Origin of the sequence: Streptomyces malaysiensis subsp. malaysiensis, assembly GCF_040653035.1 — a bacterium.
Lineage (GTDB): Bacteria > Actinomycetota > Actinomycetes > Streptomycetales > Streptomycetaceae > Streptomyces > Streptomyces malaysiensis.
In genome coordinates, this window is the sequence record NZ_JBEZNG010000011.1 from 1 (window position 1) to 13761 (window position 13761).

Sequence of the window (13761 nt, forward strand, 5' to 3'; positions counted from 1 at the left end):
ACCCCGCCACCAACTCACCACGCCCCTCACCCACCACCACCGCCCGATGCTCAAACACCGACCGCGCACTGACCAACGACCACCCCACATCCACCACCGACAACCCCGAACCCCCACCCACCCGCTCAACCAACCCCGCCGCCTGCCCCCGCAACGCCTCCACACTCCGCCCCGACACCACCCACGGCACCACCCCACCCACCTCAGCGGACACCGACTCCACATCCCCCTCAGGCGTCTGCTCCAGGATCAGATGGGCGTTCGTACCCGAGATGCCGAACGAGGACACCGCCGCACGACGGGGTCGCTCCAGGCGGGGCCACTCCACCGGCTCGGTCAGCAGCCGCAGTCCGCTGCCGTCCCAGTCCACATGTGGGGTGGGCTCGCCGAGGTGCAGATTCGCGGGCAGTTGAGGGTGCCGGAGCGCCATCACCATCTTGATCACGCCCGCCACACCGGCCGCCGCATGCGTATGGCCGATGTTGGACTTCAGCGAACCCAGCAGCAGTGGCCGGTCGGCGGGGCGGTTCTGGCCGTACGTGGCGATCAGGGCCTCGGCCTCGATCGGGTCGCCGAGTTTGGTGCCGGTGCCATGTGCCTCGACGGCGTCCACATCGCCCGGCGCCAGCTGGGCGTTGGCCAGCGCCTGGCCGATGACGCGTTCCTGGGCCACATCGTTGGGCGCGGTGAGGCCGTTGCTCGCGCCGTCCTGGTTGATCGCCGAGCCCCGGATCACCGCGAGCACCCGATGCCCGTTGCGCCGTGCCTCCGACAGCCGTTCCAGCACCACCAGGCCGACGCCTTCGGAGAAGCCGGTGCCGTCCGCGTCGGCGGCGAAGGATTTGCATCGGCCGTCCGGGGCCAGTGCGCGCTGCCGGGAGAACTCGGTGAACATGATGGGGGTGGCGAGCGAGGTGACTCCGCCCGCCAGGGCCAGGGCGCATTCCCCCTGCCGCAGGGCCTGCACCGCCAGGTGCATGGCCACCAGCGAGGCCGAGCATGCGGTGTCGACCGTCACCGCCGGCCCCTCCAGGCCGAAGGTGTAGGCCACCCGGCCCGAGATCACACTGGTGAGTCCGCCCGTGGTGGCGTAGCCCTCGAATCCCTCGGGGATGCGCGGGGCCCGGGAGAGATAGTCCTGGCTGGACACACCGGCGTAGACACCGGTACGTGTCCCCTTCAGCGACACCGGATCGATACCGGCCCGCTCCAGGGACTCCCAGGCCAGCTCCAGCACCAGCCGCTGCTGCGGGTCCATGGCGAGCGCTTCCCTGGGGCTGATGCCGAAGAACGCCGCGTCGAAGCGGTCCGCCTCGACGAATCCGCCCTGGCGGACGCAGCTGGTGCCGTAGTGCTCCGGGTCGGGGTGGTAGAGGTTCTCCAGGTCCCAGCCACGGTCCGTCGGAAAGTCCCCGATCGCGTCGACACCGGAGACGAGCAGCTCCCACAGCTCCTCGGGGGAGGTGACCCCGCCGGGGAAGCGGCAGGCCATGCCGACCACGGCCACCGGCTCCTGGGAACGCTCCTCCATCTCGCGCAAGCGCAGCCGCGTTTCGTGCAGATCGGCGGAAACGCGCTTGAGATACTCGACCAGCTTCTCTTCGTTCGCCATGGGGGTCACCCGGCCTTCAGCGATCGTCGCGCCCGGCACATTCAGGACACACCAAGCTCGTTGTCAATAAACTCAAGGACCTGATCCGCGGAGGCGGACTCCAGCCTTTGGGCCGCGCTCATTTCATCCGTCGGCTGCCGTGGCAACCGCGTGCTCGTGTTCGGAGGGACGGTCGCGGTGGGGGTGGCGGCGGTGCCGTCGGTCGACAGCCGCCGCACAAGGTGGTGGGCGATGCCTTCCGGGGTCGGATATCTGAAGATCAGGGCCGCGGGCAGCCGCAGTTCCGTGGCCGCCGCGAGGCGATCGCGCAGTTCAACAGCGGTCAGGGAGTCAAAACCCAGCTCCTTGAAGTTGGCGTCGGCGTGCACCGCCTCGGTGTCGGTGTGCCCCAGCACGGTGGCGGCGTGGTCGCGCACCAGGCCGAGGAGCGTGCGATATCGATCGACGGCCGACAGCCGTGCCAGCCGTGCGACCCAGTCGACGGACGACACTCCGGCGGCGGCAGCGGCCCGCCGCCGTACACCACCGCTGCCCCCGCCGTCGGTGGCCACCCGGCCGGTGTTCAGGGAGCGCAGCTGATCGGCCTCGGCGGGGCGCAGCACCAGCGCGTCGATCGTGAGCACCGGGGCTCCCACGGCGTCCGCGACGACGACCCGCAGTTCACGCTCGCCCTCGGCGGGCCGTGAACCCGGGGTGAGTCTGACCCGTACGGCGGTGGCCTCGGCCGCCCACAGGGACACGCCGCTCACGGTGAACGGCAGCCACATCCGCTCCCCGGTGTGCTCCGGCCCGGAATCGAGGTGGCCGGTCAGCAGCGTCGGATGCAGCGCCGCGTCCAGCAGGGCGGGGTGGATGCCGAATCCACCGGGCTCTCCCGCGGCCTTGGGCAGCTCCACATCGGCCACCAGATCCGCGCCGTCCCGCCATACCGCGCGCAGACCCTGGAAGGCCGCCCCATAGGCGTATCCGGATGCGGCGATCCGTTCGTAGAACCCGTCGGTGTCCATGAGCTCTGCTTCGGGTGGCGGCCATGTCCCGGGCGGCTCCGTCGCTCCGCTTTCCGGTACGGCGGGGCCGAGTACGCCCACGGCATGGCACATCCAGTCGGTGTCCCCGGCCGTGCGAAGCGCCTCTTCGGGCAGGGAGTAGATCGCGAGGTCGCGGCGTCCGTCGTCGGCCGGCGGGCCGACCATCGCCTGGACACACCGGCCGCCCGTCGCGGGCATCACCAGCGGCAGCCGCAGCGCGAGTTCCTCCAGCGCACCGCAGCCGGACTCGTCGGCCGCCCGCAGCGCCCACTCCATCAGGGCGGCTGCGGGGACCAGGGCCACGCCCGCCACCACATGGTCGGCGAGCCATCCGTGCGTCTGTGGGGACAGTCGTCCCGTCAGCACATGGCCACTGCCGTCGGCGAGCCGCACCGCGGCGCCCAGCAGCGGATGGTCCGCGGCGGCCAGGCCGAGGGCGCGGGGGTCCCCGCCGGGCCCGCCGGGGGCGTCCAGCCAGTAGCGTCGCCGCTGGAAGGCGTACGTGGGCAGATCGACCGTACGAGGCGTGGGGTCGGCCGGGAAGGCGGCCGACCAGTCCACCTCTGCCCCGGCGAGGAACGCCCGTGCGACCGACTTGGTCAGCTGGGCCAGGTCGCCGTGGTCCCGCCGCAGAGTGGGCACCGCGGCGGCGCCACTGTCCGCGTGCTCGAAGCTCTCCCGCATCGCCATGGTGAGGACGGGGTGGGTGCTGGCCTCGATGAACACCCGGTGGCCATCGGCCAGCAGCGCCTGAATCGCCTCGGCGAACCGCACCCGCTCCCGCAGGTTCCGCACCCAGTAGCCCGTGTCCAGAACGGAGACATCGGCCCGGCCACCGGTCACCGTCGAATAGAACGCCACCCCGGACCCGGACACCTCGACCGGCTCAACTCCCCCGAGCAACTCGGTGAGTTCGTCCGCGATCTCATCGACCTGGGGGCTGTGTGAGGCATAGTCCACCTCGATCATGCGCGCCCGCTCGTCCGCCTCCCGGCAGGCGGTCACGGCCGCGGCCACCTGCTCCGGCGGCCCGGAGACGACGGTGGACTCGGGGCCGTTCACCACCGCCACCACCACCGCGGCGGCCCGGTCGCCGAGCCCGGACAGCAGTTCCTCCGCCCGCTCGCGGCCCAGTGCCAGCGAGGCCATGGCCCCGCCTCCGGCCAGCCGCCGCAATGCCTTGCTGCGGAGCGCCACGACCTTCGCGCCGTCCTCCAGGGACAGCGCTCCCGCCACCACGGCCGCGGCGATCTCGCCCTGACTGTGGCCCACCACGGCGGCGGGGCGCACGCCGTACTCGGCCCATACGGCGGCCAGGGACACCATCGCCGCCCAGAGCACCGGCTGCACCACATCCACCCGGCTCAGCTCGGCGGCGCCCTCGGCGCCCCGCAGGACATCGGTGAGCGACCAGTCGACATGGGGCGCGAGCGCCCGTTCGCACTCCGCCACCCGGGCGGCGAACACCGGTGAGGCGTCCAGCAGTCCGGCGCCCATTCCGGCCCACTGCGAGCCCTGGCCGGGGAACACCAGCACCGGGCCCGGGTCGGCCGCCGCACCGGAGCGGGTGACGTCCGGGCCCACCACGCCCGGGTGGGTTTCGTCGGCCGCCAGTGACTGGAGGGCGGCGGTGAGTTCAGCCCGGTCCCCGCCGACCACCACCGCGCGGTGCTCGAAGGCCGTCCGGGTGGTGATCAGCGACCAGCCCACGTCCAGAGGCGATGGCGTGTGGTCGGCTGCCGTGTGGTCGGCTGCCGTGTGATCGACGGCCGTGTGGTCGGCTGCCGTACGAGCGGCCAGCTCCCGGGCCTGGCCCCGGAGGGCCTCGGCGCTCCGGGCGGACAGCACCCAGGGCACCGGCCGGTGGTCCTCATCCGTCCGCGCGCCACTGGGGGCGGGCCCCGGCTCGGGGGCCTGTTCCAGGATCAGATGGGCGTTGGTGCCGCTGATGCCGAAGGAGGACACTCCCGCGCGCCGGGGGTGTTCGTCGCGCCGCCACTCCACCCGCTCGGTCAGCAGCCGTACCGCGCCGCCGTCCCAGTTGACATGCGGGCTGGGCGCGTCGATATGCAAGGTGGCCGGCAGCAGTCCGTGGCGCATGGCCATCACCATCTTGATGACGCCCGCCACTCCGGCCGCGGCCTGGGTGTGGCCGATGTTGGACTTCAGCGAGCCCAGCCACAGGGGCCGGTCCCCGGGCCGCTGCCGGCCGTAGGTGGCGAGCAGGGCCTGGGCCTCGATCGGGTCGCCGAGGGTGGTTCCGGTGCCATGGGCCTCGACGGCGTCGACCTCGGACGGCGACAGCCGGGCGTCGGCGAGGGCCTGGCGGATCACCCGCTGCTGAGAGGGGCCGTTGGGCGCGGTCAGCCCGTTGGAGGCGCCGTCCTGGTTGACGGCCGAGCCACGGATCACCGCCAGCACCCGATGGCCGTTGCGCCGGGCGTCGGACAGCCGCTCCAGGAGCAGCAGGCCGACGCCCTCGCCCCAGCCGGTGCCGTCGGCGGCCGCCGCGAACGGCTTGCACCGCCCGTCGGGGGCCAGGCCACGCTGGCGGGAGAAGCCGGTGAACATGCCGGGCGCGGCCATCACCGTCACCCCTCCGGCCAGCGCCAGGGTGCACTCTCCCTGCCGCAGTGCCCGTACCGCCAGATGGACGGCCACGAGCGAGGACGAACACGCCGTGTCCACCGACACCGCGGGCCCTTCCAGGCCGAAGGTGAACGCCACCCGACCGGACGCCACGCTCGGGGTGCCACCGGTCAGCAGATGGCCGTCGAGCCCCTTGGGCGCCTCGTGCAGCCGGGGGCCGTAGTCCTGGGACGTCACGCCGACGAACACCCCGGTCGGGCTGGACCGGAGGGCGGTGGAGCGGATGCCCGCGCGTTCGAAGGTCTCCCACGCGGTTTCCAGCAGCAGCCGTTGCTGGGGATCGGTGGCCAGTGCCTCCCGGGGGCTGATCCCGAAGAACTCCGCGTCGAATTCGGACGCGTCGTGGAGGAAGCCGCCCTCGTGGGCGTGGCTGGTGCCGGGGCGTTCCGGGTCGGGGTCGAACAGTGCGGCCAGGTCCCAGCCGCGGTCGCGGGGGAACTCCCCGATCGCGTCCGCGCCCTCGGCCACCAGCCGCCACAGGGCCTCGGGCGAGTCGACCCCGCCCGGGTAGCGGCAGCCCATGGCCACCACGGCGATCGGCTCGTCCGCATCGCGCGGTGCGGGGGCCGTTGCCGCGGCTGGGGTGGCGGACGGGCCGGTGGCGGGGGCGATCCGGGCGCGCAGATGGTCGGCGACGGCCAGGGGCGTGGGGTGGTCGAAGGTGAGCGTGGCGGTCAGGGGCAGCCCGGTGGCCGCGCCGAGCCGTTCGCTCAGTTCGGTCGCCGCGAGCGAGTCGAAGCCCAGCTCCTTGAAGGTGAGGCCGGGATCGATGGCGCCGGGGTCGGAGTGCCCGAGGACGAGGGCCACATGGGTCCGCACGGTGTCCAGCGGATCGCGGTCCGGCCCCGCGTCGCCGGGCCCGGCCGTCTCTTCCGTGGGCGGCGCCGGGTCCGGGGCGTCGTCCGTCCCGGAGGTGTGTGTGGCCCGCGCGGTGGATTCGGGTGTGGTGCCGGGCCAGTGGCGGTCGCGCTGGAAGGCATACGTCGGCAGGGCGACGCGCCGCCGGGGTTGCCCGCCGCAGGCTTGGTCCCAGGCCACCTCGGCGCCGTGGACATACGCCTGGGCCATGGCGGCGGCGAAGGTGCGCACCTCGGGACGGTCGCGGCGCAGCGCCGCCACGGCGGCCGGGCGCGGCCGCCCGGGAGCCGGTTCGGGCCGTGCGGTGAGGCATTCGCGGGTCATGGCGGTGAGCGGGGCGTCCGGTCCGAGTTCGAGGAAGGTGGTGACCCCGGCGCCCAGAAGGGTGTGCACACCGTCCATGAAGCGCACCGCGTGGCGGGCGTGCCGGGCCCAGTAGTCCGGTGAGGCGAACTCCGAGGCGGTGGCGAGCCGTCCCGTCACATTGGAGACGAGGGGGATGGCCGGTGCGGAGAAGGTCAGCCCGGCGGCGACGGCGCGCAGTTCGTCGAGCATGCCGTCCATGTGCGGTGAGTGGAAGGCGTGGCCGACCTTCAGCAGCCGGGCCTTGCGGCCGCGTTCGCGCCAGACGGCGGCGGCCTCGTGGACCGCGTCGTGGTCGCCCGAAATCACCACGGAGGAGGGGCCGTTGACGGCGGCGATGTCCAGCCGGTCCGCCCATCCGGCGAGAAGTCCGGCGGCCTCGTCGGCGTCGGCGTGCAGCGCGGCCATGGCGCCCTTCGCCGTGACCGCCTGCATCAAACGGCCGCGGGCGGCCACCAGGGCGCAGGCGTCCGGCAGGGTGAGCACACCGGCCACATGGGCGGCGGCGATCTCGCCGACCGAGTGGCCCAGCAGATGGCCGGGGGTGACCCCCCAGGATTCGGCCAGCCGGTACAGGGCCACCTCGATGGCGAACAGCGCGGGCTGGGTGTACGAGGTGTGGTCGAGCAACGCCGCCCGCGGCGAGGGGGCTTGGGCGGTCAGCACCTCGCGCAGCGGCTCCGTCAGCCGCTGGTCCAGGCAGTCGCACACCTCGTCCAGCGCCGCGGCGAAGACCGGATGGGCCGCGTACAGCTCATGGCCCATGGCCGCCCGCTGGCTGCCCTGGCCGCTGAAGAGGAAGGCGAGGCCGCCGTCCATGGTCCTGCCCCGCACCACTCCTGCGGTCTCCGTGCCCTCGGCCAGCGCGTTCAGCCCGCTCAGCAGCTCGTCCGAGCCCTCGCCGAGGATCACTGCGCGGTGGCCGAAGGCGGTCCGGGTGGTGGCCAGGGAGTGTGCGATGTCGGCCGGGGTGAGGTCGGGGTGGTCCGCGAGGTGGTCGCGCAGCCGCCCGGCCTGGGCGCGCAGCGCCTTGGGGGTCTTCGCGGAGATCGGCCAGGCCACCACGGGTGGCGAGGGGTGCGCTGACGGGGGCGCGGACTCCGGCGCGGGTGCTTCGCCGAGGACCAGATGGCAGTTGGTGCCGCCCATGCCGAAGGAGCTGACCCCGGCGAGCAGTGGCCGGTTCGGGTGGGGCCAGTCGGTGAGCCGGTCCTGGACCCGCAGTCCGAGCTCGGTCAGCGGGATCCGCGGGTTCGGGGTGGTGAAGTGGAGGCTGGCCGGGAGCCGGCGGTGCCGGATGGCGAGGGCGGTCTTGAGCAGTCCGACGATGCCGGCGGCGCCTTCGAGGTGGCCCACGTTGGTCTTGGCGGAGCCGACGGGCAGCGGTGTGCCGTCCGTCCGGGCGGTGCCGAGCGCGGCGCCGAGGGCCGCCGCTTCGACGGGGTCGCCGACGGGGGTTCCGGTGCCGTGCAACTCGATGTACTGGACCTCGTCGGGTGCGACTCCGGCCCGGCGGTGTGCGGTGCGCACCACGTCCTCCTGGGCCGCCGCGCTGGGGGCGGTCAGCCCGTCGGTGGCGCCGTCGTTGTTGACGGCCCCGGCGTGGATGACGCAGTACACCGCGTCGCCGTCGCGTACGGCCGCGGCCAGGGGTTTGAGCAGTACCGTCGCACCGCCCTCACCTCGGACGAAGCCGTTGGCGCGGGCGTCGAAGGTGTGGCAGCGGCCGTCCGGCGAGAGCCCGCCGAACTGGGCGGCGGCGGCCGCCATGCTGTCCTCGGTGAGGATGAGGTTGACGCCACCGGCCAGCGCCAGGGTGCACTCCCGGCGGCGCAGGGACTCGCAGGCGGTGTGCACGGCCACCAGGGAAGAGGACTGTGCGGTGTCGACGGTGAGGCTCGGGCCGCGCAGACCGTAGCCGTAGGACACCCGGTTGGCGATGATGCTGCGGTGGACGCCGGTCATGGCGTGCCGGGTTGCCGTGGCGGTGTCCTGGCGCAGGAGGGTGGCGTACTCGTCCCAGATGGCGCCGACGAACACACCGGTGGGGCTGTCCTTCAGTGTTCCGGGGCGGATTCCCGCGTCCTCGAACGCCTCCCAGGCGAGTTCGAGCATCAGCCGTTGCTGGGGGTCCATGGCCGTGGCCTCGCGGGGCGCGATGCCGAAGAAGGCGGCGTCGAAGGTGTCGACGCGGTCCAGGAAACCGCCGTACCAGGTCGGGGCCGGCCGGTCGGGGCCGTCGGTGGTGGCGGCGGCGGTCCGGCGGCGGTCGTCCGGCAGGGTGGTGATGGCGTTCCCGCCCTGCCGCAGCAGCCGCCAGAAAGCCGACGGGCTGGGTGCGTGCGGCAGGCGGCAGGCCATGCCCACCACGGCGATGGGCTCCGCTTGCTGGGGTGTCCGGGTGGGCGCGGCGCTATCCATCGCACCCCATACGGCGCTCGGAGAACCTCTGCGTGTTCTTGGTCATGGGCGGCACTCCCGCTCCGGATTGATGATCGGTGCGAGCACGTGGCCCATCGTGGTGCGCGGCTCTAAAGCAAGACCAAATGGGCCACGGCCGGTGACTTTAGAGACGCGTTACCGGAACCCCTGACCATCGCTGGACGGGTGAGCCTTTATGTGCCGTTGGCCGACCCGATCTCGGAGCACACAGGAGGAGTGTCATGACATCTCCATCGGCCGTGCCGCCAGGCGACACGGTGTCGGACTACTACAGCTCGCTGGGACCGCTTCTCCAGATGGCGTGGGACGACAACTTCCACTTCGGCTACTGGGACGGCCCGTCGGATACCAGTTCGGTCCAGGAGGCCACCGACCGCTTCACGGATCTGCTGATCGAGCGGCTGCGGGTGGGGTCCGGGGACCGGGTGCTGGATGTCGGATGTGGTATCGGGAAACCGGCGATGCGGGTGGCGACCTCCACCGGCGCCGATGTCCTGGGCATCACGATCAGTGAGCTCCAGGTCAAACAGGCTGCCGAATCCGCCCGGTTGGCCGGGCTGTCCGACCGGGTGGCATTCCAATACGCCGACGCCATGGCCATGCCTTTCGAGGGCGCGGCTTTCGACGCCGTACTCGCATTCGAATCGATCAATCACATGGACCGTCCGACCGCTCTGCGGGAGATGGCCCGTGTGCTGAGGCCCGGAGGGCGGCTGGTGCTCACGGATGTCACTCCGCCGAGCGACGGCAGTTACCGGCCGGACGGCGATCCCGGTGTGGTCACCTCGCTGACCCGGCTGGAGGACTGGCCGCGGCTGGTCGATGACGCGGGGCTGGTGCTCGACGAGTTGACCGATGTCACCGAGAACACCAAGGACACCGCCAACCGGATGATCGACGGCATCCTGCGCTGCCGCCGGGAGTTCGAGGCGCGCCACGGGGTCAGCGTGCAGGAGGTACTGGACGCCGCCAAGTCGGCACTGCCCACCGTGCCCAGCGCCGGTTGCGCGATCGTGGTGGCCCACAAGTCCTGAATCCGGCTCCGACGGCAAACCTGACGGTTATTCGAGAAACCTTCATGGGTCCCGCGCAGCCGGAATTTTCCGCTCCTCATCAAAGCGGCAACAAGGGACCCATGATCTCGCAAGACGTGCTTGTCCCGGCCTATGTGATCCGCGTATTCTCATTCGCGGACTGCAACACCTCAGGTGCGGGATATCCGGACCCCGATCTTCCGGACCGTATTGCGAATACCCGCTCCGCACCGTCGAGGACGCCGCCTCGAGGGCGCGTATATCTGGATTCTAGGTGAGGTGGGTAGTCATAGGACTCGCTTACGATGTGGGGCACCTGCCGAAGGCGTCGGTCTCGTCCGTCCTCTGATTCCTCGGCAGGTCCGCGATAATAGAGGGGTGAGTAATGGCAGTCGCGAACAGCGTGCGGCAGTGGATCCGGCGACACCGCCCGTCCCCGTGCAGTGAGGCGCGGCCGGACCACTTTTCACACGCAAGCGGCTCGGCAAGCGCCCACTTCCCATCCCCTTCGGGATCGCCGAACGCCGGGGACGCGGCAATTCCCGCGCACCGCCCGGACGGCCGGGGCCGGCGATCGGCATGGACCGCAAGAGCCCGACCCGCACATTCGTTCGCCTCCGGAAGCAGATGGACCCCGCCCTCGAAATCGAGAGAACACACGGATAACCCCGCGGGCAATTCCGGCAAAGGCGCCGACTGTCCCATTACCGCACTCGTCGGCGACTCGGATGGGGCACATCGTGCGATATGAGATCATGGGACCTCTCCGTGTAGTGGAGGGGGAGCGGAAATTAACCATCAGGGCGCGGAAGATCGAGGTCCTGTTGACCGTTCTGCTCGTCCGCGCCGATCAAGTGGTCCCGATCGACCAGCTCATCACGGAGATCTGGGGGGAGGATCCGCCGCGGCGGGCGATCGCCGGGCTTCATGTGTATGTCTCCCAGATCCGTAAGTTCCTGCGCCGGCCCGGTCAGAGCGAAAGCCCCGTTCTCACCCGCCCCCCGGGATATGTTCTGCGGCTGGGCCCCGATCGCCTCGACTTCCACTGTTTCGAGCGGCTGGTGTGCGAGGGCCGGGATCAGCTCAGGGAGCGGCGCTACCAGCAGGCCACGGCCACCTTCGAAAGCGCGCTCGACCTCTGGCGCGATCCATCGCTGGACGATGTATGCCATGGACCGATCCTCGAAGGCTTTCAGACCTGGCTGAAGGAGGCCCGGCTGGAATGCGTCGAGATGCTGACGGATTCCCGGCTCATGCTCGGCCGCCATCGCGAGCTGGTGAGCGATCTGTACCAGCTGACCACCGAGCATCCTTTACGGGAGGCACTGCACCGTCAGTTGATGCTGGCGCTCTACCGCTGTGGCCGCCGGGCGGACGCCCTGCATGTGTACCAAGCGGCGCGAAAGACACTCAACGAGGAACTCGGGCTCGAACCGTGCCGGGCCCTCCAGGACATGCAGCGGGCCATCCTCACCTCGGATGACCGGCTGGAGCTGCATGTGCCCGCCTGAGGAAGACCGCGTAAGGGGGTGAACAATGAGCGATCACATCAGTTATGTGTCCGACGGCAGCCCGATCGAGGTCGTCCTCGAAGGCGGACCGGAGGATCTGCCCCGGGCATTCCGGACCGGGCGGTCGACCCTCACCAGCAAGAAGCTCAAAATCCAGCATCGCAATGGATACGAGCACTTCGAACTCGTCAACGACTCCACTGACATCACCACAGCGATCTTTCGCTGGACCATGCGTACGAAAATCGCCGAGTAGCCTCCATGGCTCCGGAACCCCGGGGTCGCCGGCCGGTCACCACCGGCCGCTGATCCCGGGCCGGGGGCCGTGGCCAGGAGGTCCGTATGCGCACTTCACGATGGAGCGGGGTGGTGATCGCCGCGCTCACGATGTCGACAGCCCTTGCCACCCTGCCCGCCGGGCCCGCGTCGGCCCGGACATCCGCCGGGCCCGGCGGCCCGGCCGGCACCGAGGTGGTGGACGGCCGTACCCAGCCGGTGTTCTCGTACCAGGACGCCGTGCGTGAGCACCTCATGGTGCAGACGCCCTTCGACAGCGACGGCGACGGTCACAAGGACCGGGCCGCGGTGGACATCATCCGGCCCAAGGAGACCCGGCAGGGGCTCAAGGTGCCGGTCATCATGTCGTCCAGCCCCTACAACGACACCGTGGGCCGCGGGTTCGAAGCGGAGCGCAAGGTCTATGACGCCCAGGGCGCCCCGGTCAAGTTCCCTCTCTTCTACGACAATTACTTCGTACCGCGCGGCTACGCCGTGGTCGATGTCGATGTGACCGGGACCGGCAGATCCGACGGCTGTATGACGGTCGGCGGCGCCTCCGATGTGGCGGCCGCCAAGGCGGCCATCGACTGGCTGGGCGGCCGCGCCACGGCATACGCGGCCGACGGCAGCGAGGTGAAGGCCACCTGGTCCACCGGCAAGGTGGGCATGATCGGCCACTCGTACGAGGGCACACTGGCCAACGCCGTGGCGGGCACCGGGGTGGAGGGGCTGGAGACCATCGTCCCGATCTCCGGGATCAGCTCATGGTACGAATTCGCCCGCACCAACGGCGCCAAGCACTGGAACGGCTTCGCCTCCTATCTGACGACCGCGCTGGACTCCGATCCGCCCCGGAAGTGCCAGGCGGTGCGCGACCGGCTCCAGGCCGGTGAGGACGACGCCACCGGCAACTACAACGCCCACTGGAGCGAGCGCGATTACATCGCACGGCCGGTACCCGAGGTGGGCAAAGTACGTGCGAGCGTCCTCGCGGCGCATGACATCAACGACTACAACGTCCGGATCAACCAGTTCGCCAATTGGTGGGCCCCGCTGGCCGAGCGCGGAGTGCCACGCAAGCTGTGGCTGGGCCGCTATGGGCACACCGATCCGTTCGATTGGCCCGGCCGGCGCGCGCAGTGGGTCGACACCGTGCACCGCTGGTTCGACCACTGGCTCTACGGCGTCCGGAACGGAATCATGGACGAGCCCCGGGTCGATGTGCAGACCGGCCCGACCACCTGGACGACCCGGGCGGACTGGCCCTCGGGCACCTCCTCGGTGCCCCTGCGCCCCGGGCCCGACGGCTCGCTGGCGCTGAGCCCCACGAGCGGCACCGGGACTTTCACCGACACCAAGCTGAGCGAGGCGGATCTCACCGCCGACCCGTCGGCGAGCCGTCCTGGACGGCTGGCGTTCCTCACCCCGCCACTGCGCACCGGGGTTCGGCTCTCCGGGACGCCCACCGCCGACCTGCGGGTCACGCTCGACAAACCGACGTCGAACCTCACCGCGCTGCTCGTGGACTACGGCGAGGACGAGCGGATCGACTGGAACCGCAACGAACCCCAGAACAGGATCCACGACGGGCTGCGCGGGCTGGACGAGGAGTCCTGCCACGGAGCGGGCACCGCCCAGGACGACGCCTGCTACCAGCAGACCGCCAATGTGACGGCGCGCAAACCCTCCGAGGTGATCGCCCGCGGCTGGATGGACGCCCAGAACCGCCACTCGACCACCACCCCGGAGCCGCTGACCCCCGGCCGTGCCTACCAGATCACCTGGAAGACCCTGCCGGGCGACTACGAGATCAAGCCGGGCCATCGGCTGGGGCTGGTCCTCGGCGGCACCGACGCCGACTTCCTCTACTTCGAGGAGCCGACCGGGGCGAAGGTGACGGTGGACCTGGGCGGCAGCCGGGTCACCGTGCCGGTGACCGCCGCCGATGGGCTCCGCAACTCCCTTCGCCGATAGGCGAGTTGCCC

The 13761-nt window shown here is 71.1% G+C and carries 6 protein-coding genes; 4 read left to right on the top strand and 2 right to left on the bottom strand.

Features of this window, described 5'->3' with window-relative positions; all coding sequences use genetic code 11:
* Both AB0E24_RS22510 and AB0E24_RS22515 read right to left on the bottom strand, forming a co-directional pair.
* A partial coding sequence (locus AB0E24_RS22510; protein ID WP_359379358.1) for a type I polyketide synthase occupies window positions 1-1612 on the bottom strand: 1612 nt, incomplete at its 3' end.
* A 41-nt stretch (window positions 1613-1653) separates the two neighbouring features.
* Entirely contained in the window at window positions 1654-8931 is a 7278-nt protein-coding gene (locus AB0E24_RS22515) for a type I polyketide synthase (protein ID WP_359379362.1), read from the bottom strand.
* Between the two features lie 242 nt (window positions 8932-9173).
* Here AB0E24_RS22515 and AB0E24_RS22520 point away from each other — a divergent pair, with 242 nt between their 5' ends.
* The 4 genes from AB0E24_RS22520 to AB0E24_RS22535 all read left to right on the top strand — a co-directional run bounded on the left by AB0E24_RS22520 (window position 9174) and on the right by AB0E24_RS22535 (window position 13750).
* Complete coding sequence (locus AB0E24_RS22520; RefSeq protein ID WP_069860562.1) at window positions 9174-9986, top strand: SAM-dependent methyltransferase; 813 nt, start codon at window positions 9174-9176, stop codon at window positions 9984-9986.
* Window positions 9987-10741: 755 nt separating this feature from the next.
* Window positions 10742-11497 carry an AfsR/SARP family transcriptional regulator gene (locus AB0E24_RS22525; protein ID WP_237509262.1) on the top strand — a complete coding sequence of 252 codons (756 nt, stop codon included), beginning with the start codon at window positions 10742-10744 and terminating at the stop codon, window positions 11495-11497.
* A 25-nt stretch (window positions 11498-11522) separates the two neighbouring features.
* Complete coding sequence (locus tag AB0E24_RS22530) at window positions 11523-11753, top strand: DUF5988 family protein (RefSeq protein WP_069860561.1); 231 nt, start codon at window positions 11523-11525, stop codon at window positions 11751-11753.
* A gap of 86 nt (window positions 11754-11839) precedes the next feature.
* The gene (locus AB0E24_RS22535) at window positions 11840-13750 is read left to right on the top strand and encodes a Xaa-Pro dipeptidyl-peptidase (RefSeq protein ID WP_359379365.1); all 1911 of its coding nucleotides are present in this window, start codon (window positions 11840-11842) and stop codon (window positions 13748-13750) included.
* Window positions 13751-13761 lie beyond the last annotated feature (11 nt).